The sequence below is a fragment of the Psychrobacter aquimaris genome (assembly GCF_016107525.1).
GTDB lineage: Bacteria > Pseudomonadota > Gammaproteobacteria > Pseudomonadales > Moraxellaceae > Psychrobacter > Psychrobacter aquimaris.
Map to the genome: position 1 here is coordinate 1 of NZ_JABASR010000013.1, position 22,863 is coordinate 22,863.

Below are 22,863 nucleotides of genomic sequence, written 5' to 3' on the forward strand. Positions count from 1 at the left end.
ACGACCTAAGCAGCGGTAGTTCAGTTGGTTAGAATACCGGCCTGTCACGCCGGGGGTCGCGGGTTCGAGTCCCGTCCGCTGCGCCATATTTAAAACGAATTTAGACTTTCGAGTTTAAGCAAGTTTCGCCTCAAACATTAGATTGTTTGGGGTTTTTTTGTGTCTATTGATTCTGTCATACCCCTACTCATTTTCCTCTCATATTATTTATCCCAAACCACCCTACCAGCTACTTCAACACATCTCCTTCTTTACAAAAAATAAAGCTGACCATTTAGTCAGTTAATTTAATAAAATCATAAACTTAGCAAATATCAAATACTTAGAACGCTTGATAGACCATTATTCTGCGCCAGCTTATGGTTGTCAGTCATTATAAAACATGCTTAACTGTTTCAAAGTGTTAAGAATTATTGCGAATAATATAGCCAACAGAGCATTTTTTGTATTTTTAACAATACTTATCTTTATAGCATTTATCTTCATTGTTTTAGATTGCTATCAAAAATTGACCGCGCTTCATCCTTAGCAGCATTGACCCGATTTGACAGGAAGTTAAAACGCGTCTCTGTCATATATCCAGCCTGCTAGGGTGACCCACTATATATAAAGGAATATTACTGTGCGTTATCACTTATTTGCAAACCTGCCACTGGCTAGCCAATTATGTAGGACCAATATTCAGAAAAAATTATTTTTCAGCAGCTCATTAACCACCGCTTTAGCCGCGCTCGTTGCCTTGGGGACGATGAGTAGCAGCCATGCAAAGGTGCTTTTCACCAATACCAGTCTTTCTGTACTTTATGGTAATGACTATGAAATGGTAAAAGACGGAGAATTAACGACCATCACTTTGGAGCACGCATCTACCCACAGCTGGGGCGGCGTATTTTTCTTCGTCGATCGTCATCAAGGCGCAAATGATATTGAAAACAATAGATTTAAAGAAACGTATGGCGAGTTTGCACCCAAGCTTAAGCTTACAACGTTCGATGATAGCTTTATCAAGCAGCTCAATCTAGCGGGTCAATATGAGTTTGGCTCGAACAGCAAAGGCTTTAGCCAAGACAACTATATGATAGGGCTAGGGGCAGATTTGAATGTCCCTATCGCAGGTATGAAGTACGCCTCAGCTTCCTTGTATCATGTCTTCAATGATAATACTGATGATGACCAGCAAATCACCTTAACTTACGGTTGGGAGAAAAAAAATTTTGTGGTAGATGGTTATGTAGACTACTCTTTTAACAACGATGACTTAAAAAACCAACTACATATCAATCCACAAATAAAGTATAACTTACAACCACTATTAGGCATTGATAATCGCTTAGAAGTCGGTATGGAATATAGCTACTGGAAAAATAAGTATGGCAGTGATACAACTCAAAATGTGCCTAGCGCTCTAGTGAAGTTTCATTTTTAACCGTTTAACTGTTTAACTGGTTTGACGAATAGTTCTAAAATAGCTCTCAACTATTTATTTTATATGTAGTAGATTAACACTTAGGATTCCACTGATTCTCAAGCTGGATACGCATCCATACGGTTTGTAAGGCTGTTACGACGTATAATTATTGGCTATTCATATCCGCTAAACAATCCTCTTTAAGTGACTTTATCAATGGATATGTTTCAAACTTATTCAACATTTCCTTATTATAAAAGGGACAAAATATGGAATATAACCACATACCCAGACAGTCATTGGGCTTCTTCCCTACTCCATTGATAGTACTCAGCAGATTGAGTAAAGCGCTTGATGGACCTACTATTTTTATGAAACGAGATGACAACACGGGTCTGGCATTGGGTGGAAATAAAACCCGTAAGCTTGAATTTATCATGGGTGATGCCCTTGCTCAAGGTGCTGATAGCGTGATTACGGCAGGTGCCGCACAATCAAACCATTGTCGCCAAACTGCGGCGGCAGCAGCAAGCTTGGGACTTGACTGCTATTTAGTATTGGGCGGAGAAGAGCCCGAACAAACAAGTGGCAATCTTTTATTAGACAAAGTTTTTGGATCGCATATTTACTGGGCAGGTGCCAATCGCAAAGGAGAAGACATTCCTAAAATATTTGAGCAGTTAATAAAACAAGGTAAAAAACCATATGTCATACCCTATGGCGGCTCCAATGAGCTGGGTGCTTTAGCCTTTGTAGAAGCTTTTAAAGAGTTGGAATCGCAACGTGAAAGCATGGACGTATCATTTACTCATATCGTTTTTGCTTCTAGCTCTGGTGCAACACAAGCAGGCTTGATGCTTGGCAAAAAAATGCTTAACTCGCCCGCACAAATCGTAGGTATCAATATCGATAAAGGTGAAACAGACAAAGTGCCTTTTGATCAACATACCCTCGCGCTCGCCAATAGCACTGCCTCCCTCATCGGTGCCGATCATCAGTTTTCAGAGACCGATTTAATACTCAACTCTGATTATGTAGGCGAAGGTTATGGCGTGGTTGGTACATTAGAAAATGAAGCCATTGCGATGACGGCTCAAACAGAAGGCATACTTTTAGATCCTGTCTATACAGGTCGTGCGATGGGCGGACTCATAGATATGATTCGTTCTGGCAAAATCAAGAAAACCGATCGTGTCTTATTTTGGCATACTGGCGGGGCGCCTGCTTTATTTGCCTACTCAAATGACTTAGATATGATTAAAAAATAGATAAATCAGCTTATTGATTCATTAACTCGATCTGTATGTATTAACTGAAACCTTATGAGCGTTGATTCAGCCTGCTCACACTAGCGATCAACGCCACCATAATCACTCCAATAATAATTAGAATTCCAGACATCATGTGTGCTGCCTCGTAATTCAGCGCCTCTACTTGCTCGTATATCGCAATCGAGACCACTTTAGTCTCATCGGATATACTACCCCCGATCATCAAAACCACACCAAACTCACCAATAGTATGGGCAAAGCTGATTAAGCTGCCGAGCACAATACCAACACGCACTTGTGGTAGAGCGACTCTGAAAAACCGTTTAAAACGGCTTGGCTCCAATAAATGTGCCATTTCCATCACGCTTTGTGGAATACGTAAAAATTGGGCGTAAACAGGTTGAATATAAAACGGCAAGGAGTAAATAATAGAACCAATGACCAGACCTTCAAAGGTAAATATCAAGGGGCTGATATTATGTTCGCTAAGCCATTTACCAATACCGACACTAGGGCTTAACAGTAATAACAGATAAAAGCCGATGACGGTAGGTGGCAAAACCAATGGCATGGCAATGATACCCAGAAGCAAGACTTTAAGACGTGCCACCACTTTCCTGCGGCTGGGCTTAGCGAGCCAATAAGCCACAGGCGTTGCGAACAGTAATAGACAGATGGTAGTGACACTGGCAAGCTTGATACTTACCCAAAATGGGCTAAGCATGTCTGACATAAGAGACGGGTCTATCATAATGTCATTGCTCGTTGCTCGTTGCCATTGGTTATGAGGATAAAGGGTATATTGTATCTAATGATATACGATTGAATAGACAAATATAATTGAAGCACTTATGAATAACTGGTTTATAAATAAATATTGTAGCGTTTATCAGTCACAGTATCAGTCTTCTTGTGTCGATATTATTTATTAAAACCTAACAAGATTATAGTCTGTTGCAAAATAATCATAGCGTAAAATAAAAAAGCACCCTAATAAGGTGCTTTTTTATTGTATTCACTAAGCTCATCGTAGTAAATATTACGGTCAAAAATGATGGTTAAAAAATTTCTTTTAACACGGTAATATTAGAATCAATGCTAGTCAAAAATCGTTCTATCAATATGCTTCACCACGAGGCCAACGATGACGCACTACGCTGAGTGATAAAGCCGTCTGGAGTCTGACCATTGTCTGCTTGCCAGCGCTGGAACGCCAATCGAGTATTGGTGCCCACGATACCGTCAGCGCCCTTGGTATCGTAACCTGAGTTGGTCAAACGCTGCTGTAAATTTCGTACTTGCGCTGTAGATAATGGACGCTCATAACGCGGCCATGACTTCTGTAATCCGCCCTGACCAGCAAGCGCTTTACCCAATAAGCTGACACCTAGCGCATAGCTCGATGAGTTGTTATAAACCTTGATCACATCAAAGTTTGGGCTGAGTAGCAGCACTGGACCATCCTTGCCCGCTGGTAGCCACAGTTCCATTTCGGTATTGGCATCCAAATAGACATCAGCTATCGTATCCACACCCATCGCCGCCCATCTCGCGGCAGGCTGCTTACTACCAACCACGGAATAATCGAATGAGGCAGGAACAGTCGCTTCGTAAAATGGCGCTAGACCCCGAACCCAACCTGAATTGCTCAAATAATTAGCGGTGGACGCCAATGCGTCACTTGTTGACCATGGATTGCGGTGACCATTACCATCGCCATCCACTCCATGCTTCAGCCAAGTATCAGGAATAAACTGCGTTTGCCCCATGCCACCTGCCCAAGAGCCATCCAGCTGCGACCAAGACACATCACCGCGTTGCAATAGCGTCGCTAATGACAACAACTGAGTTTCGGCAAATTCTTGGCGGCGACCATCATAAGCCAGACTAGCAAGCGAGCTTGGTATACTGCTATTACCCGTCACCACGCCGTATGACGACTCCATACCCCAAATAGCAGCGATTATTTCTGCATTGACACCATATTGCGATTCTAATTGCGACAAAAATGACCGTTGCTCGGCAAACTTACGCTTACCAGTACTCACACGCCCATCAGAGACGGCAGAATCAACATATTCCCATGGCATCTTAGAAAACTCTGGCTGTCCTGAGTCAAGGGAGATGACTTGTTGATTTAAATAAGCCGTATCAAGTAGACGACGCACCGTCGCTGCATCATGACCTGATGAAATCGCCCGCATAGAAAAATCCGACTTCCAATCAGAGAAGCTGTTATAACTTGGCTTTGCCACTGGCTGCGGCTTAATGACGGGCTTCGGTGTTGGTTTCACTTGAATGGTTTGAGTTTGGGTAATCTGAACGTTGCCTTGACGCACGGGTTTGCTAGGTTTTTGCATCGCCTGTTGGCTGGTACACCCAACCATCACTAACGCAGGAAACAGGGCAAGATATTGTTTTTTTAACATCATAAAATTCTCAAGTATGAATAAGTAAAGCAACTCAAATAAACCGATTTAGTTAAGGTGGCTTTATTCAAGCACTCTGAATAAAGCCACTAAGCTCGCCAAATCAGTCACAACTTGGCATCACATTTAACGCCCCAGTACCGCACGTGGATCAATAGGATTACCATTTAAGCGCACTTGGAACTCTAAACCGACCTGATTGGTTTCGCCACTATTACCCATATTTGCAATGCGCTGGCCGCGCTGTACAGCATCGCCTTCTTTGACCAGTAGCTGACTATTATGCGCATAAGCAGTGATGTAATTATCACTATGACGAATCATAATAAGATTGCCATACTCTGGCAGACCATCGCCCGAGTACAGTACAGTGCCAGATTGGCTAGCAAGTACTGGATCACCGATATTACCGGCAAACCACATACCCATCGTGCCCGCTGCCGCATCAAAGTTACGGGTCACTTGATTGCGACTTGGATATTCATAGCCTGACGTTGCGTTAGCCGTCACTTCGTATACAGGGCTTTGCGAGCTATTATTAGGCACGCTCGTTACAGGTGGTGTGTACGTTGGCTGTGTCGTTGTAGACGCGTTATAACGACTGTTATTGGCTGGTGTAGCTTGCCACAGCTTGAGCCATTGACCACTATAAATCGTATATTTACTGTCCAAACCATTCAGCGAACCGATTTGACGGTAACTGAGACGATAGCGCTCAGCAATCTGGCTGACCGTATCGCCACGCTGTACGCGATGGTAGTTAGGAACGCCTTGTGCATTGGTAATAATCTTAGGTCCCGCTTGGTTGGCTGATTGGTAAGTAGGCTTGGTTGCACAGCCCACCATCGTTAACGTTGCTGCTGTTAAAGTACCTATCAACGCCACTGTTACAAAGCGAGATCCAGCAATAAGCTTCTTCATACAAGATTTCCTATTCTTTATGTTACTCACAAACTCCTTGTGTTACTCACAAGCATTTTGCTAACTTTTATACCGTTTAGTATTCGGCAAATACCACCATTAATGATTCGATGATAAATCATTTTCTAAGGCATGTCCTCATTTTGAAAATGGTGATAAAAATGAGACAAATGGCAGCCAAACAAGAAAAATAGCGCAGATAATATCAGGATATTGACCAGCAGTTTGACGCATTTTGGCAGCGTAAATTTATAGCATTAACGCCGACAGCGTTTTAAGCGTGTCTGCTGGGGTATGATGCAGGCGCACTGGCGATAGACTAATATAACCCGCCGCTACCGCTTGATCATCCGTCATATCTGTTGCAAAGGACTGCAAACCTTCATTTTCTAATGGCAACTCATGTGGGCGTTTACGTAGCGACAACCAATAAGCATCGCGCCCGCGTGGATCGACTACATGATGTACAGGACGCGCAATCTGACGGTGCCCTAACGCCGTTATTTTCCGACCTTTGATATCATCAGCACTATCCACATCAGGAATATTAACGTTTAATACATGATAGGGCAAATTTTTGCAAGCATCTAATATCGGTGTTTCTATCAATACTTTAACAATTTCAGCTGCCGCCATTTGATAATGACTGGCCTGCTCTTGCCCTTCTCCTTTGACGCCGCCGCCCACTAGGGAGGTCGCAATGGCAGGTATTCCAAAGAGCTGTGCGGTTGATGCAGCACCAAAGGTACCTGAAAATAAAACGTCTTGACCAAGATTGGCGCCGGAATTAATGCCAGTAATCACGCAGTCAAAACGCGTATCACGATACAACTCATGTAACGCCAAATACACACAATCCGCTGGCGAACCATTTACCGCTATAAAACCAGAATCCAATTGATGAGTATATAATGGCGTCGAGAGGCTCAAGGCACTCGCGCAGCCACTTTGCTCACTGTTTGGCGCGACCACTACCACCTCTGCCATCGTAGACAGTGCTTGATATAGTGCCAACAGGCCTGGCGCATAAACCCCATCATCATTACTAATTAAAAACTTCATTTTCACTCAATATACTCATTAATGACCGTCTGTCCACTTATGAACTTTATCATCATAAAATTGCTATAATCAGACCCGCAAATAGAGGTTAGATTCTTTAACGATACTTTCGATGCTTGCATTTACATTGGCTTTTTCTGCATACACAATATGTGATAAATGGCAGTTGGATTTGCTATAAAATAAAAAAAATCCAACACCACAATCCATATAAAGTGACACTATATTTATATGAGAAAATTGCTATAGCAAAGCGCTAATGCAACCATAATTGTGGGCGATTATACCCTAATAGTACGCTGACACGAACCCTGTCTTTGCGCAGAATCCACCTGATTTATGATTTCATCCCTACGATTTCGGTATCAATAACAGCAGAAATTCTTGGCGTGACGTTACAATAGGCAACAACGTACAACAATATGAACTTATACTTTCATGCTGACGTAACTTATGAGTCTATGCTACTGATATGTTGCTAAAAAAGAGCTTTGGCTCACAAGATATCCACACATAAATCAATATTTTATGTGACTTTTGTTTTTTTACCCATTAACATATCACCATTAAATAAAGATAAGCGAGTGTAATACTGAATGAAAAATCAATCGATATTATCTGTAGCTTCTGTGATAGCAAAGACGGCGTCGAAAGTTGGTCTTGCAGGACTGATAACGTCTGTTGCCATGCTATCTCAAGCATCCTTTGCGGCGAACAATCCCGCCACCACCATACCTCTAGATATGTCTGGCATCAATGTCACTAAACATGAAATTGCGGTCATGCAAGTACTATCAGAGATATGCCCACCGATGCTCAATGGCAAACAAAAACAGCGCTTTTATAAATCTTATACTGTGCAGCTTCACGAATTGATGCCGTCTTTAGAAGATCCGAAAGCAGCGATCCAATATCTATCAACCCAGCAAGATTATCGCCAGATATTACAAGGCATTCGTAGTTGGACAATGGGTTTCTCCAAACAAGAAAATAAAGCTCTATGCGAAGATTTAGCGAATGCTGAATACTAGTAGCGGAACGTCATAAGTAAGCCTAATAATCACAACGTTATAATTGGCTTGCTTATCATACCCCCTATTGTATCGCCTACAATAAATAAGCCACAGCGTTGAGTTTAGATTGATAAAGCCAGCTATAATCAATGATAATAAATCATGGTATTATCTATTTTAGAATGCTGAACATGAGCTATTTAGCCATAACTTATAAGCTTGTTCATCAAACTTATAAGGATAAAAAGCTTGCTGTAATCCTGTTGAAATCTACAGGTGATGCAGCAGGCTTTTTTATGACAGTCAAATTGTTTTATTCGGGACATTGTAGTAGTCCTAGAGCATGTCCTCATTTTGAAAAGGTTAATAAAAATGAGAGAAATTGCAGTTAAGCAAGGGAAATAGCACAGATAACGTCGAGATATTGACCAGCTTTTTGACACAGTTTGACAAGACTTAGCCATCTTTAGCGCATTTAGTCGCTTTTGTTTAAATTAAGGACACTCCTAGTCTGAGCAAACGTTTGCTCCTAGCCACGCTTTCTTTTTAATCGGGTCTTTTTTTGTATTTATCGATTCCCCATCGGTTGGCATTTTGCTAAGATAAGGCGTTAATTTTATGTCTGTCGCTCAGCCATCACTACTCTTATTAATACATTGTTTTTAAAAAGAATGTTTAAGACAGGCTACTTGAAAGAATGCATGAGGTTTAGTACGGGGCACAAGCGATAGATACATTTGGTTTCATGATGCGGTGTAACGATATATGACAGTAAAGCGTGTAAAAAATCAGCTGGTGCAGCTGGTAGTTGGTGTGAGTATCTCTATGAGTGCAGTGATGGCAAACGCAGCCATACAGCCGCCTGAGATGGATAATACCGCCTATGTATTGATGGACTATAATACTGGTGAGATTTTGGCGCAAAAAAACGCCAATGAGTCGCTACCGCCAGCGTCTTTGACGAAAATGATGACCAGCTACATCATTGAGCAGCGCTTAGCATCAGGTGACCTCAAAGAAGACGACCAAGTCATAATGAGTCCAAATGCCTGGTGCCGTGGTAGCAGCAGCCAGTCTTGCATGTATGTGCCGGTAAATAAATCCGCTAGTGTTATTGACATGCTACGCGGTATTATCATTCAATCAGGTAACGATGCCTCAAAAGCCATGGCGGAACATATCGCTGGTAGTGAAGCCTCATTTGCTATCTTGATGAATGAACAGGCAGAAAAGCTTGGCATGGAAAATACCCATTTCGTCAACTCTACTGGTATGCCTGACGAAGGACACGAGGCATCAGCACTAGATTTGGCTAAATTGTCACGTGCTATTATTAAAAATAGCGGCGACTATTACGGTATTTATTCAGAAAAAGAGTTTACCTATAACGGTATCACTCAAGGTAACCGTAATGCCCTACTCGCAACTGACCCCACTGTTGATGGTCTAAAAACTGGCCACACTGATGCAGCAGGCTATTGCTTAGCGGCTTCAAGCAATCGTGACGGCATGCGTCTGATTTCTGTGATTATGGGAACCGATAGCCAACAAGCACGTGCCGATCAATCACGTGAGCTGCTTAATTGGGGCTTTGGCCACTTCACTACCGTCACCAAAGCCCCTGCTGGACAATTCGTCAGCAAAGTCCCGGTATGGTTCGGTGAAGCCGATGAAGTCGAGTTAGTCACTGCAGATAACCTACAAATTCTGACCAGCAAAACGCAAAAAAATAAAATCACGACTGTGGTCGATATTCCTGAGAGCTTAGAAGCACCCATCAAAAAAGGTCAAGAAATTGGCAAAATGATGGCCGTTATTGATGGTAAAGCCGTGGCTTCAGTGCCTATTATAGCCACCAGCGATATTGAACAGTCGGGCTTTATGAGCCGCACTTGGCAGCGTGTAGTACGTTGGGCACAAAACCTATTTTAAAAAATATCAGGAAAGTGCTATTTTTAAGAATATTGCTAATAAAAAAGACGCCTCAAAACAGGGCGTCTTTTTTATGTCCTCACTCACCACAGAAATTGTATTATTCCTATAAAACAGCGTCATAAGGAAACAGGTGTAAACATGGTATTTAGTAGACTAAGAAAGTTTGACACCGTTCACCATATTTTGCAGGTTAGGAGCAATCACACTTTTCGAAAATTCGATGGTCAAAGCCATTTAAAATAAGTACAAGGCAATCGAGTACATTAAACGAGGTTAGTACCGTAAACATGAAAAATACTGTAACTCTATTACTTCCATACCAACCAGCGCTTAAGCAAGTCGCTTAATGCTTTATCTTTATAAGTGGCACCATAACAGTAATCCACACCAGCCGCTTTTAAACCATGCTCAAAACTATCTAACTGCTTCGCTCGATGTGGTGGATACCAATATACCAGTAAAGCCCGATGCTCGCTTTCAAATTGTCGAATACGCTTGGCTAACGACGCAGCTTTACTTGGAAAAATATCTTCTGCAAACATCACCATATTCACCTTTCTTATACTCATCTCATCTATAACCAATGCTTCATGCTGGCGATAGATGACCGTAGCGCCTAAACGCTCTAGCTCCTTCGCTAAAAATCCAACCTCATGATAATAATAGTAAATAACAGTCAATCCAGCCAATAAGTGCTGCTGCCGAGACTGATGTTTATTGGTCATCGATATAGTTAGCATGAACTGGGTTCCTAACCCTAACGTACTATCTACCTCTATAGTAGCACCCATAAGCTGAGCCATTTGCTTGACGACTGGCAAACCAACACCTGAGCCTTCATATTGACGAGTTTGTGATGAATCCACTTGGAAAAATGGATTAAAAATATCATCAATATGGTTGCTATCGATACCAATACCCGTATCTTTCACGCTGATTTGCCAGCGATTACTTTTATCAAAATGGGTCAATTGCGACGTAATAGTCACCTGTCCCGCTGGGGTAAATTTAATCGCATTGTTCAGTAGTATCGATAATATTTGTTTTATTTTTTCCGCATCACCTTCAAGGCAGTAGTCTATATGATGAATGCGGCTAATTAACTCTAGCCTTTTCTGCTGAGCAATAGGCTCATATTCTGCCAACAGATCGGCGATCAACTGTAATGGGTTGAACGTAATACAATCAATATTCATCTGACCTTTTTGTATTTGATTCAATTGGATAATATGATCAAGCGACGACACCAGTTTGTCACTACCATCACTGATGATTTCGACCGCATCTTTTTGCTCTCTGTTGAGGGTATCGTAATCTAACAGCTGCAAGCCGCCTACGATAGCATTTAGCGAGGTTTTTAGCTCATGGGTTATCATACTTTGAAAGTTATGCAGCTGCACATCAAGGGATATGTCTTTGTTATGCAATTGCTGCTCAAAAGCAGCCAGCGCTTCATAATCTTTTCTGACTTTCTGTAAACGATCAAACAAAGTAGTAAAAGTTTGCTTAATTTGCACCAGTTCCTGAAACTCAAAAAGCTGTGGAATCACTGGTAACTGCTCAAGTTCTGGGTTTTTCACAACGATGTAGCAGACTTCATTCAGAGCATTAATATCTCTGACTGGCCATTGAAGTTTGCGCAGAATGTATAATACCCAAAGTACCGTCAGTATCGTAGTGATAAGCCATAATAGTAGATTGGCTCGGAACCAATTTAAACGCAAGGTGTTTAGATCTAAAGTTAGATTGATATAGCCAACTAACGCGCTATTTTTATTAGCTTCACCAGACGTTGATAATCTATACTCGCCATCTGATGAAGTCGTAAACGATTGCTGACTGGCCTTTAATGTATCTAGCGCGCTATCATCATCGTCAGATGCGCTGGTGACTGGATAATTAAAACTGACCGTATCTGCAAATAAAGCATTTTTCCAATCGTCTCTAGATTGATTAACATTATCAATAGGTTGGGGGGTTGAATAAAATAAAATACTTCTAATGCTTGGCTCACTCTCTAACAAAAATCTCACTTGCTCAGCCACGATATCAGCACCATCGGCTGTCGATGCACTAACAGTCAACAGGGTAGCCAGCTGCTGGATATGTTGACGCTTCTCTTTATAGTGGTGTAATAAACCATAAATAATAGACATTAAGAAGCCAGCCAACACAGCCAAAAGAATGGCTTGTAAGACAGAGCGCCAGATAAACGTAGGAATGGTTCGAGAGGGATGGTTGTTCATATCACTCAACTGAGTTAAGACAACTTTTTATTATAGTATAGGTATTTTATAGGAGTAGTAAAGGAAATATAACATATTAATAAAACTTAATAATGTATGAATATGTCATGATGACTGATATAGCCATCACGACAAAGTACATTACAGAGAAGCATGAAAGATAGAATAAAATAGTCTTTATTTGCTACCACAATAAAAAGACGATCATTATTTTGCTAAATTAACGCTTTTTATCTTTATTGGTAAATTTCTGCTTATCTTTGGTGGTAAATTTCTGTGCCCGATTACGCTCACGTTGGCGCAACTGTTGCGTCTTCGCTTTGGTTGGGGTATCGCTCTTGTTGGCATATGGGTTGTCATTTTGTTTAAGTACGACGTTGAGCGGCGTGCCTTCGAGCTTAAATACTTGGCGGAATTGGTTTTCAAGATAACGCTGATAGCTCTTAGGTAGCGCACTGGTTTGGTTGCCATGAATAACAATCACAGGCGGATTATGACCACCGATGTGAGCAAAGCGCAGTTTAATACGGCGACCCGCAACCGTTGGCGGTGGATTGGCTGTCACCGCATCTTGTAGAATCTGAGTCAAACGATTGGTTGACACTTCAAACATCGAAGACTTATAAGCACGTAAGATAGATGGGTATAGATTACCCACACCAGTACCATGTAATGCTGAAATTAGATGCACTTTCACATAAGGGATAAAGTTAAAGCGGCGATCCATCTCGATCTTGATATAATTTTTCTGATCAGCAGTCAAACCATCCCACTTATTAATCGCAACAACCAGAGCACGACCCGCATCTAGCGCATAACCAATCATATGTAAATCTTGATCAACGATACCTTCATGTGCATCAATAACAATAACGGTTACGTTAGAATCTTCGATTGCTTGCAAGGTTTTAATAACAGAGAATTTTTCTACTTTTTCGTCAATTCTGCCGCGGCGACGCACACCAGCAGTATCGATCAAGACGTAGTCTTTACCTTCGCGTGTATAAGGAATATAAATACTGTCACGCGTGGTGCCGGGCATATCAAAAACCACTACTCGGTCTTCACCCAATAGACGATTGACTAGCGTTGATTTACCGACGTTTGGACGACCGATAATCGCCAGCTTTAGACCTTTTGGCTCTACGATATTCTCTTGCTCAGGCATATCAGCAGTCAATATTTCAAGCAAATTACCGACACCGCGACCATGACTGGCCGCCATCGGATATGGCTCACCCAATCCTAATGCATAAAACTCGGCAGGCGCAGCGTCGTGAGCACCATCGACTTTATTGGCAACGACATAGACTGGTTTACCAAGCGTATGTAAAAACTTACCAATCTCAGCATCTGCACCAATCATACCAGCACGAGCGTCAACGACAAATACAATGATATCTGCTTCATGAATCGCCGTATGCGACTGCTCAGACATATAGTCATCAATATTGCCGCTACCATCATCCGCTTCACCAATACCACCAGTGTCTACAACGATAAAAGATTTGTCTTCATAGGTCGCATCACCGTATTGACGGTCACGAGTCAGTCCTGACAAATCAGCAACCAATGCCTGCCGACTTTTTGTGAACTGATTAAATAAGGTAGATTTACCGACGTTTGGACGACCAATTAAGGCGACCACAGGCTTGATACTCATGGGTTACTCTCAGTGAAATGCACGATGGCGGGCAGTACAGTTATTCTTATAACCAGTGATATAACAGTAGTCGTGAATAGGCTGCTCTTGACCGCAAATTAAAATGAATGATAAAAAAATAGCAAAAATAATCGTCAGCTATTTTACACTTAGCAAGTGGTACATAGGACGACTAAATTATAGATAAATAATATATATATATATATGGATAACACCTACGGCGCATCGGTCGCATAGAGTACGCGAAAGCCTGTGTTTAAACAAGCGATTTACACAAGGCACTAAACGCTGACGAAGCAGCGTTTGTGTTCTCTAAAATTACAATCAACCAGTTGGCTTACAGTTGACTTAACGATAGTATCAAAACACACTATCTGAGTAACTGTTAACCGATAAAAAGCTTAGCGGGCTAACTGCCAAATAGCAACTTGTCCTGACGTGCTTTGGGTCATTAAGCGGCTGCCTTGTACCTGCAAGCTACTCAAAGCGCCCTTGGTTTGTACACGGCTAACGATTTTACCGCTAGCTGGATCAAATAAGTGTACCACGCCGTCAAAATCACCCACAGCAATATAATTGCCAATCATCACAGGATTGGTTAAATGACGATAAGCCAGCTCTTCACTTTCCCATAACATCTCACCAGTACTGCGATTATAGGCAACCACTTTACCCTCTAAACTGGTAGCAATAACTTGCTGGTTATTTACAGCAAGTGATTTTAAGCTGGCAAGTTCGTTGACAAACATGACTTGGCGCGAAGCCAAATCAATACCGAGCAACTGACCACTATAACTGATGGCAAATAACTGGTTATTATCGACGATTGGCGTACCATCGACATCACTCATGCGCTCAACTTCGCTACTGCCAGTACCAACGCCAACACGTCTTGACCACTGCGGTAAACCACTATCAGTCGTTACCGCATGTAAGCGACCATCGGCAGTCGCTAGTAAGGCTGTCTTACTGTCTAACAACGTTGGCGCCGCACTACCGCGCACACTGATGGCTGGTACTTGCGTGGCAAACTGCCAGACAGACTGACCTGTCTGTAGTGACAAGCCATGTAAAAAGCCATCGTTCGCTGATAGAATGACACGGTTATTAGTAATTAAAGCAGGTGTCAGTACTGATCCTGATAGCTGCTGCTGCCAGCGTTTTGTACCAGTCACACTATCAAATGCCATCACTTGACCGCCGCGTGTGCTAATAATCGCTGTCTGGCTCAAGGCATCTAAAGCGACGCCACCCGTGATTTGATCGCCAACGTTGATCGACCATAAACGTTCGCCTGCACTGTTAAAGCCGGTCAAATCCCCACCGCGCGATGCAGTGACGATTTGTCCATTGACATAACCTACTTGCAAATCTAATGGATCTTTTTTACTGGCTTTTTTGTTGCCAATATCTGTGCTAAACACAGGTTGCAAAACACTAATAGGCTCAGCAATCTGCACCAGCTTGACTGGGTCGTTGACGACGGGTTTAATACCGCGATTACACCCAATCACCGCAGTGCTCATCACTGCCAGTACTGCCACATGCATCACCGTCGATTTGATGGTTTTAGCTTTTGATATATTGCTAGAGCGAATAGATTGAGTCATTATGAGTTCTCACTACAAATAAATTATTATTAATTAGTAAATTGGTTATCAGTAAATGTAAGATCGGCGATTAGTACTGACCAAGCACATTCAATGAGTGCTGGCTGTCCATGCGACGCTATTGTTTTACTGCACCACTTAGCTTGTAGAACGGTTATAGATACGCGCTATTGACTAGCAATTATCAGGCATTAGGTAGAACGCAAACGCTATTATTGGTTAACAGCGCTTGTCAGCAATTATTGCGCAACCTCAGCGGCAGCATTTTCTTCCACTAAGGGCTGTGCAGGACTACTTGACTCTTGAATCAGACTGACTGGTTCGTCTATAGGCTCAGGTACGATGCCCAGACTCTCCATCTTTAATGCCAATACTGCACGCGTTTCTTGACGGTTGCGTAACAGCTCCCAAGCATTATTGTACGACTGGATCGCTGAGTCTTTATTACCTTGTGCTAAATAAATATCCCCTAACAATTCTTGTTGGCTGGCTTCAAAGGAGCTTGGCATATCATTGTTTGCTTCTGCTAATGCAGCATCCGCATCGCCCGCCGCCAGTAACGTTGTCGCATAGCGCAAACGAGTAATTGCTTGTAAACCTGCATCACCTAAATCAATAGCCAATGCTTTTTTGAGGGTTTCACTTGCCTCGGTAAATTCATTATTATCTACTTGCTGACGCGCTTTAATCATCAGTGCCTGCCAAGCGTAAACCGACTCACCATGCTTGCTGACTAGCGCATCAATATCTTTGTTTAACTGGGTACGGCTTTGTGCAAGTGCTGCCTGTGCTTCTGCTTCTAAATCAGGGTTTTGTGAGGCCAAACTGACTTCTTCATTCAATCGCTGAATGTCTGCATAATGATCTGCTGCAACGGTGTCTACGCGCGCATGGTTGTCCTGCCAATATGTCCAACCGAAATAAGCGGCCAGTGCCAACAAAATCGCAGTGACAATATAGCTGCCATACTGCTTTAACGCTTGCATTGAATTGTCTGCATTCGGCGAATTGGGTGTCAGAGCCATATGTGTTTACCTGATAAAATTGTTATGAAATTGCTAATGCTAAAACCGCAATCGATTACTGACGAACAAATTTTTCTTTGCTCGACAGCCAATCTGTCGCAACCGTCTGTTGTTCGCCCGTCTGCATGTCTTTAACGCTAAGGGTGTTATCATCCAGCTCTTGCTGTGCAATAATAACAGTCAATGCAGCACCTGACTTATCGGCTTTCTTCATTTGCGCTTTTAGGCTCGTCGCACTCGCCATTTTCACCCGAATATCTGGGCGACTATAGCGTAGGCGTTGGGCATAGCCAATACCAGCACTATAAACTTCTGGATGCGCAACCACAAAGACATCACAAGCGGGAACATCAGCAATCGGCGCAACCGCTTCCATTAACAATAACAAACGCTCAAGCCCCATGGCAAAACCAACAGCCGGCTCAGATTTTACTGGCTTATTGCCATCAGTACCGATAGATTTTAATTGCCCGATCAGACCATCATAACGGCCGCCAGCACAAACAGTCGCTTGGCTACCAAGTTTGTCGGTCACCCACTCAAAAACCGTTTTGTTATAATAATCAAGACCGCGTACTAGGTGCGGATTGATCTCGAAATCGATACCAAGCTCAGTCAGATACGTTTGCACTTGTTCAAAGTGCGCTATACTCTCTTCACCTAAAAAGTCAGCCAACTTCGGCGCATCTACCAACACGGCTTGTGTACTTGCTTCTTTACTGTCTAAAATACGTAGCGGATTGGTGGTCAAGCGACGCTTACTGTCTTCATCCAGCTGATCTTTTTTATCGGTTAAATAAGTAACCAATGCTGCGCGATAAGCATAACGCTCATCTAGCTCGCCTAAACTATTCAGTTGCAAGCGCATCTCATCTTTTAGACCCAACTCCTGCCACATCAAATGGGTCATAGCAATCAGCTCAGCATCAGCATCTGGTAGCGCACTACCAAAGCTCTCAACACCCAATTGGTGAAACTGACGATAACGGCCTTTTTGCGGACGCTCATAGCGAAACATCGGACCGATATACCATAACTTAGGCGTATCACCGCGCAGCAAGTTGTGCTCAATCACAGCACGTACCGCCCCTGCCGTACCTTCAGGGCGCAGAGCCAATGGCGTTGGCGGCTCAGACTTATCGGTAAAGCTATACATCTCTTTTTCGACAATATCAGTCGCACCGCCAATGGCACGCGCAAACAAATCGGTTTGCTCAACGATTGGTAAGCGAATATGCTCAAAGCCATATCTGCCAAGCACTTCAGCCAATATCGCTTCTAAATGTAGCCATTTTGCGGACTGGTCAGGCAAAATATCATTAAACCCTTTAATAGCTTTAATCATGGTACGGTCGTATCCTTAAAAATTTTAACAAATGTCTCTTTTATTTTTTGCTCATAATAGTGTTTTATTTTACACGGATAATCTCATTCTCGCGTTTTTTAGCCAAATCTTCGGCATGTGCACGTACCATGCCTTCTATTTCATCAACCAAATTATTGGTATCAATAAGATGACTTTTTTCACCCATACGATATACCAATGATTTTGGTGCGGCACCAACAATGCCAATATCAGCCTCTTTTGCTTCACCTGGACCATTTACTTTACAGCCAATCACAGACAGGTTCATCGGTTCACGAATGTCTTCTAAGCGCGATTCTAAAGCAGTCATGACTCGAATCACATCAAATTCTTGGCGCGAGCAGCTTGGGCAAGCAATAAAGTTGACACCATTAGAACGTATATTCAGCGATTTTAAAATATCAAAGCCGATTTTAATTTCTTCTTCAGGCTCTGCGGCCAGTGAAATACGAATGGTATCACCGATGCCGTCTAATAATAAACCGCCAAGTGCAATCGCGGATTTGACCGCACCCGTACGATAAACACCTGCCTCGGTGACGCCTAAATGCAGCGGATTATCAATCTGGGCAGAAATCAGGCGATATGCATCCAAGGTCAAAAACACATTACTGGCTTTAACCGATACTTTGTATTGATCAAAATTTAGACGCTCTAGTATATCGATATGACGCATGGCTGATTCAAGCATCGCCTCGCCAGTTGGCTCAGTATATTTGCGCTGAATGTCTTTTTCGAGCGAGCCTGCATTGACACCAATACGAATAGGGATGTTGTAATGTTTGGCACAAGCAACCACTTCGCGTACTTTAGCATCGCTACCGATGTTACCTGGATTAATACGCAGACAGTCAGCCCCTGCTTCGGCAACTGCTAACGCAATCTTGTGGTCGAAATGCACATCAGCTATCAAGGGGACACTGACTCGTTTGCGAATTTCGCCAAAAGCTTTGACCGTATCCATCGTTGGCGTCGACACCCGCATCAAATCCGCACCAGCTTCAACACAGCGTTCGATTTGGGCGACAGTTGCTGCCACATCGCAAGTATCTGTATTGGTCATACTCTGCACACTAATCGGCGCATCACCACCAATCGCGACATCACCGACATATATTTTTTTGGTAAGACGACGGTTAATAGGCGCTGACGTTGACATAGACAAACCCTTCAGTTGGAGCGAAAAAACGCAGAAAAAACACACTTATAATAGCTTGCAGATAGCAACTTTCAAAAATAAATCTTGTACAGCAGTTGAGAAGACTAGCATTTAAAATTATCCGCTTTAAAATTAAGGCGCTAACTCAAAATTGGCTTGCTTATCCGTTGCATAAGTATTTAGAGCAACCGCTTCTTGATTGAGCATTAAGCTGACATTATCGACATTATCAATTTGCACATTAAACGGCGGCGTACCTGACAATTTATAATCTCCAGATGTCTGCGAGCCACTCATTAGACTGCTACCAGAGGCATCAGTGATACTCACGACGGCGGTATCCGTCAGTTTGACATCTAAAGACGCTGGACTTGCATCGCCGCCTAAGTTTAGAGCAGAGCCAGAGGCACCGACGCCTAGCTCATCAGTATTGATTGCCGCACCTTGCGCTTGCTCTATCGCTGAGACGTCTTCGACCGTCGATACTGGCTGCTCGGTATTCTCTTTACTTGCGTTACTCACCATGCGAAATAAGAAAATCGCTAAAATAATGACACCAATGACGGCGATGATCAGTAGTGGGTTAAAACGAATACGATTATGCGTATCACGTTGCAACGTGCCCATTGGGCGCAGTGGTGTATCCGTGTTGTTGACTGACTTGGCTTTTAGCTCGGTAGGATAAGCAGCATCAAAGCTGGTCGCTATCTTTACAGGATCCAAACCCAAAAACTTAGCATAATTGATTGCAAATCCACGGGCAAAAGCAGCTTGCGGCATCTCCGAAAAATTTTCACTTTCAAGCGCTTGCAAATGTCGCTTTAGAATAAATAACTCGGCGGCTACCTCCTCTAAGCTGACTTGCTTATTTTTACGGGCTTGCTGCAACATGGCACCAAATGATCCCTGAGCGTTAGATTGAGTGTTTGATGATGGGGTGGTCATTTCCATGGTGCCTCTGGATTATTAAGCCAAGTCTTAAGTTGTTTTGCTTCATCACTTAAAGGATAAGCGGATAAAAGCTGCTGTGCCAATTGCTGGCGCGTCGTTATGTTATTTTGTGCAGCGGCCAATTTGATGCCTTGTAGTAGCAAGCGCGGGCTAATACCCTGCCCTTGTACCAGTATCAAGGTTTCATCATAAAGCCGTTGAGCCTGTGGAACACGTTGCTGCTCAAGCAATAAATCGACCAACTCGATATGGGCAATAATACTATTGCGATTGCCATCAAGTGCCCGTAAAAATGCTTTGGCAGCAGCACTACTATCACCTAGCTGTAAGTAAGTACGCCCTAGATTCTCTAGCGCACCAATACGGCCCTCGTAACCTAATGCTGAACCTGCAATCTCAAACTGCTCTGCCGCCTCACGATAGCGCTTCATTTGTGACAAATAAACGCCGTAGTTATTGTGGGCTTGCTCAAAATCTTTATCAAGCGTGATCGCTTTTTTAAAATACTGATCGGCTTTTTCAAGATTGAGACGACTGCCCTCTTGCTGCAGCAAAACGCCCATCATATCATAGGCTGGCGCGTAACGGCTATCGGCAGCAAAGGCTTTTTCGAGTTGGCGCTGAGCGGTATCAAGCTCATTTTTGCGGATATATTGCGCGGCAAGTGAAGTGCGCACGCGAGCAATTTCTTGTTGATCTAAGTTACGATTGTCATTGGGTCGCGTGGACGTTTGATAAGGCGTGATGCTTGTCAAATCATTGGTCGGCTTGCTTTGGCAACCAGTGAGCAGTAACACTGCCAATGCCGTTGCTAACACCATACCCTTCGACGTCACCATTGGGACAATAGCCACTTGTTCAGTCGCCGTACTCAATCGCTTATAAGTCTGAGAAGATACTTTTTGATAATTGAACTGACAAGAATTTCTAGAAGTCATCATAGCCGCCATCATAAAACTGTGATTCAATGCGTTCGATCCTCGAGGCATCAGTTTAATAGATTTAGCCCGCATAAGTACAATTTAGTTGTTATTAATTGCTGTGCACATCCAAACTAATCGTTATTGCTACATTTTTATTACCATTGCGACAGATAAAAGACAAATAAGCTGCTACATCAGAAATGTCTATTCACTATTTACATGACAGCCATACTAAGGCGTGTCCTCAATTCAATAGACTATCCTCTAAATGGGCTAAAAACGGCTAAATTTTGCCAAACATCGTCAAATAGTTTATCAGTATCTCGATATAATTTGCGCTACTTCCCTTGTTTGACGGCAATTTATCTCATTTCTATCACCATTTTTAAAATGAGGAAACGCCCTAAACGCTTTCACGATCTTTGATGCTTTGCTGCCACGCGGCTGAACGACGTGTTCTGTCGGCAACTTGCCCAACCAATTGACCACATGCCGCATCTATATCATCACCGCGTGTTTGGCGTATGGTACAAACAAAACCTGCTTCGCTTAATATATTACTAAAGGCATGAATACGATTATTACTCGACTTATCATAATTTGCATGAGGGAACGGGTTAAACGGTATCAGGTTAATCTTACTGGGTAAATCGCCCAATAATGCGACCAATTGCTCAGCATTCTCATTACTATCATTGACACCATCTAACATCACATATTCAATAGTCACATGTTTTTTGTGGCGCGGGTTCACTTCAAAAACGTAATTTCTCGCTGCCGCCATGAGCTGCTCTAATGGATATTTTTTATTGATCGGCACTAATTCATTACGCAGCTCGTCGTTTGGTGCGTGTAATGAAATCGCTAAAGCCACGTCAAGCTCCTGTGCCAACTCGTACATCTTTGGAACGACGCCTGAAGTCGACAAAGTAACGCGGCGCTTTGATAAACCATAGGCATGGTCACTGAGCATCAATTCCATAGAGCTGACAACGGGACGATAGTTTAATAACGGCTCCCCCATGCCCATCATGACGACGTTGGTGACGTTGTTTTCCCATAAACTATGGTCAACACTTTCTAAACTATCGTTTTCATCGGCCATATAAGAGGCATTTGCTACCCATAATTGTCCGAGAATCTCAGCCGCTGTTAAATCGCGCTCAAAGCCTTGCTTGCCGGTACTACAAAAGCTACAGTCCAGCGCACAGCCTACTTGCGAAGAAATACACAAGGTTTTACGACCGTTTAATTTACTATCATCTGCGGGAATCAGTACCGTCTCAACCAACGAGCCACCAGTGACTTCAAATACCCATTTACGCGTACCATCATCACTATATTGCCGATGGATTACTTTTGGCGGAATGACGCAGGCATTGGCTGACAATTTATCACGCAAAGATTTACTCAGATTGGTCATTTGCTCAAAATCAGTGACACCCTGCTGATATATCCACTTGATCACTTGCGTCGAGCGAAACGGCTTTTCGCCAATACTCTTAAAGTAATCCGCCAGTTGCGCTTGTGTCATCCCCAATAAATTGGTTTTTGCCTGAGCTTCATCTACCAGCTTGATGTTAGCAGGTGTGTGTTGGGTCGGTGCTTGAACAGTGGACATAATAGTAACCTTTTTGCATAAGCTTAAATAAGCGCTGCAATTATTGATATGAGTGTTGCCAGTCATACGCAATGTATGAATGCATGAGCAATCCGTTATGAGCGCATTTTTTATCTAAAATTGATAAGAACCTGCTGACAAGGGATTGATAACGCTATATAAACTAATAATTAGGGAGAGAATTTGAAATTTCAATGCATAGTTAGACCATTATAATAGCTAAAACGGCTTATACCAAAAGATATAAGCCGTTTCGCGAC

The 22,863-nt window shown here is 42.8% G+C and carries 17 protein-coding genes and 1 tRNA gene; 5 read left to right on the plus strand and 13 right to left on the minus strand.

Annotation, left to right across the window (positions count from 1 at the left end; translation table 11 throughout):
- Positions 1-9: 9 nt before the first annotated feature.
- The 3 genes from JFC10_RS11640 (at position 10) to JFC10_RS11650 (ending at position 2,676) form a co-directional block, all read left to right on the plus strand.
- A tRNA-Asp gene (locus JFC10_RS11640) sits at positions 10-86 on the plus strand.
- Between the two features lie 536 nt (positions 87-622).
- Positions 623-1,426, plus strand: coding sequence for a DUF5020 family protein (locus JFC10_RS11645; RefSeq protein WP_227685815.1), 804 nt, complete (start codon positions 623-625; stop codon positions 1,424-1,426).
- 251 nt (positions 1,427-1,677) lie between these two features.
- Complete coding sequence (locus tag JFC10_RS11650) at positions 1,678-2,676, plus strand: D-cysteine desulfhydrase family protein (RefSeq protein WP_198332933.1); 999 nt, start codon at positions 1,678-1,680, stop codon at positions 2,674-2,676.
- A gap of 52 nt (positions 2,677-2,728) precedes the next feature.
- Here JFC10_RS11650 and modB read toward each other — a convergent pair whose 3' ends face one another.
- The 4 genes from modB to surE form a co-directional block, all read right to left on the minus strand.
- Positions 2,729-3,430 (minus strand): molybdate ABC transporter permease subunit, encoded by a 702-nt coding sequence (gene modB, locus JFC10_RS11655; protein ID WP_198332934.1) that lies wholly within the window; start codon positions 3,428-3,430, stop codon positions 2,729-2,731.
- Positions 3,431-3,806: 376 nt separating this feature from the next.
- Positions 3,807-5,111 carry a lytic murein transglycosylase gene (locus JFC10_RS11660; RefSeq protein WP_193011655.1) on the minus strand — a complete coding sequence of 435 codons (1,305 nt, stop codon included), beginning with the start codon at positions 5,109-5,111 and terminating at the stop codon, positions 3,807-3,809.
- 123 nt (positions 5,112-5,234) lie between these two features.
- Entirely contained in the window at positions 5,235-6,029 is a 795-nt protein-coding gene (locus JFC10_RS11665; RefSeq protein WP_198332935.1) for a M23 family metallopeptidase, read from the minus strand.
- Between the two features lie 249 nt (positions 6,030-6,278).
- A complete protein-coding gene (surE, locus tag JFC10_RS11670) occupies positions 6,279-7,091 on the minus strand; it encodes a 5'/3'-nucleotidase SurE (RefSeq protein WP_198332936.1) in 813 nt (270 codons plus the stop codon).
- 596 nt (positions 7,092-7,687) lie between these two features.
- Here surE and JFC10_RS11675 point away from each other — a divergent pair.
- Together JFC10_RS11675 and JFC10_RS11680 are read left to right on the plus strand one after the other, a co-directional pair.
- Entirely contained in the window at positions 7,688-8,122 is a 435-nt protein-coding gene (locus JFC10_RS11675; RefSeq protein WP_193011652.1) for an MCR_0457 family protein, read from the plus strand.
- A gap of 747 nt (positions 8,123-8,869) precedes the next feature.
- On the plus strand, positions 8,870-10,036 hold the full coding sequence (locus JFC10_RS11680; protein WP_198332937.1) for a D-alanyl-D-alanine carboxypeptidase family protein: 1,167 nt from the start codon (positions 8,870-8,872) through the stop codon (positions 10,034-10,036).
- A gap of 311 nt (positions 10,037-10,347) precedes the next feature.
- Here JFC10_RS11680 and JFC10_RS11685 read toward each other — a convergent pair whose 3' ends face one another.
- From JFC10_RS11685 to rlmN, 9 genes are all read right to left on the minus strand, one after another.
- Complete coding sequence (locus JFC10_RS11685; protein WP_198332938.1) at positions 10,348-12,285, minus strand: sensor histidine kinase; 1,938 nt, start codon at positions 12,283-12,285, stop codon at positions 10,348-10,350.
- 220 nt (positions 12,286-12,505) lie between these two features.
- A complete protein-coding gene (der, locus tag JFC10_RS11690; RefSeq protein WP_193011649.1) occupies positions 12,506-13,948 on the minus strand; it encodes a ribosome biogenesis GTPase Der in 1,443 nt (480 codons plus the stop codon).
- A gap of 401 nt (positions 13,949-14,349) precedes the next feature.
- Complete coding sequence (bamB, locus tag JFC10_RS11695) at positions 14,350-15,558, minus strand: outer membrane protein assembly factor BamB (RefSeq protein WP_198332939.1); 1,209 nt, start codon at positions 15,556-15,558, stop codon at positions 14,350-14,352.
- 239 nt (positions 15,559-15,797) lie between these two features.
- Positions 15,798-16,583 carry a YfgM family protein gene (locus tag JFC10_RS11700; RefSeq protein WP_198332940.1) on the minus strand — a complete coding sequence of 262 codons (786 nt, stop codon included), beginning with the start codon at positions 16,581-16,583 and terminating at the stop codon, positions 15,798-15,800.
- A gap of 55 nt (positions 16,584-16,638) precedes the next feature.
- Positions 16,639-17,928 carry a histidine--tRNA ligase gene (gene hisS, locus JFC10_RS11705; RefSeq protein ID WP_198332941.1) on the minus strand — a complete coding sequence of 430 codons (1,290 nt, stop codon included), beginning with the start codon at positions 17,926-17,928 and terminating at the stop codon, positions 16,639-16,641.
- A 64-nt stretch (positions 17,929-17,992) separates the two neighbouring features.
- Positions 17,993-19,108 carry a flavodoxin-dependent (E)-4-hydroxy-3-methylbut-2-enyl-diphosphate synthase gene (gene ispG, locus JFC10_RS11710; RefSeq protein WP_198332942.1) on the minus strand — a complete coding sequence of 372 codons (1,116 nt, stop codon included), beginning with the start codon at positions 19,106-19,108 and terminating at the stop codon, positions 17,993-17,995.
- A gap of 132 nt (positions 19,109-19,240) precedes the next feature.
- Entirely contained in the window at positions 19,241-20,053 is an 813-nt protein-coding gene (locus JFC10_RS11715; protein ID WP_198332943.1) for a helix-turn-helix domain-containing protein, read from the minus strand.
- Positions 20,050-21,000: a type IV pilus biogenesis/stability protein PilW gene (gene pilW / locus JFC10_RS11720; RefSeq protein ID WP_227685814.1), complete on the minus strand. Its 951-nt coding sequence runs from the start codon at positions 20,998-21,000 to the stop codon at positions 20,050-20,052. The genes JFC10_RS11715 and pilW overlap by 4 nt, the downstream gene beginning before the upstream one ends.
- Positions 21,001-21,385: 385 nt before the next feature.
- The gene (gene rlmN / locus JFC10_RS11725) at positions 21,386-22,603 is read right to left on the minus strand and encodes a 23S rRNA (adenine(2503)-C(2))-methyltransferase RlmN (protein WP_198332944.1); all 1,218 of its coding nucleotides are present in this window, start codon (positions 22,601-22,603) and stop codon (positions 21,386-21,388) included.
- Between the last annotated feature and the right edge of the window lie 260 nt (positions 22,604-22,863).

Excerpts from the sequence above, each read along its gene's own strand:
- JFC10_RS11650 (WP_198332933.1), top strand. The coding sequence starts at position 1,678 with ATGGAATATAACCACATACCCAGACAGTCATTGGGCTTCTTCCCTACT.
- modB (WP_198332934.1), bottom strand. The coding sequence starts at position 3,430 with ATGATAGACCCGTCTCTTATGTCAGACATGCTTAGCCCATTTTGGGTA.
- JFC10_RS11660 (WP_193011655.1), bottom strand. The coding sequence starts at position 5,111 with ATGATGTTAAAAAAACAATATCTTGCCCTGTTTCCTGCGTTAGTGATG.
- JFC10_RS11665 (WP_198332935.1), bottom strand. The coding sequence starts at position 6,029 with ATGAAGAAGCTTATTGCTGGATCTCGCTTTGTAACAGTGGCGTTGATA.
- surE (WP_198332936.1), bottom strand. The coding sequence starts at position 7,091 with ATGAAGTTTTTAATTAGTAATGATGATGGGGTTTATGCGCCAGGCCTG.
- JFC10_RS11675 (WP_193011652.1), top strand. The coding sequence starts at position 7,688 with ATGAAAAATCAATCGATATTATCTGTAGCTTCTGTGATAGCAAAGACG.
- JFC10_RS11680 (WP_198332937.1), top strand. The coding sequence starts at position 8,870 with ATGACAGTAAAGCGTGTAAAAAATCAGCTGGTGCAGCTGGTAGTTGGT.
- JFC10_RS11685 (WP_198332938.1), bottom strand. The coding sequence starts at position 12,285 with ATGAACAACCATCCCTCTCGAACCATTCCTACGTTTATCTGGCGCTCT.
- der (WP_193011649.1), bottom strand. The coding sequence starts at position 13,948 with ATGAGTATCAAGCCTGTGGTCGCCTTAATTGGTCGTCCAAACGTCGGT.
- bamB (WP_198332939.1), bottom strand. The coding sequence starts at position 15,558 with ATGACTCAATCTATTCGCTCTAGCAATATATCAAAAGCTAAAACCATC.
- JFC10_RS11700 (WP_198332940.1), bottom strand. The coding sequence starts at position 16,583 with ATGGCTCTGACACCCAATTCGCCGAATGCAGACAATTCAATGCAAGCG.
- hisS (WP_198332941.1), bottom strand. The coding sequence starts at position 17,928 with ATGATTAAAGCTATTAAAGGGTTTAATGATATTTTGCCTGACCAGTCC.
- ispG (WP_198332942.1), bottom strand. The coding sequence starts at position 19,108 with ATGTCAACGTCAGCGCCTATTAACCGTCGTCTTACCAAAAAAATATAT.
- JFC10_RS11715 (WP_198332943.1), bottom strand. The coding sequence starts at position 20,053 with ATGACCACCCCATCATCAAACACTCAATCTAACGCTCAGGGATCATTT.
- pilW (WP_227685814.1), bottom strand. The coding sequence starts at position 21,000 with ATGATGACTTCTAGAAATTCTTGTCAGTTCAATTATCAAAAAGTATCT.
- rlmN (WP_198332944.1), bottom strand. The coding sequence starts at position 22,603 with ATGTCCACTGTTCAAGCACCGACCCAACACACACCTGCTAACATCAAG.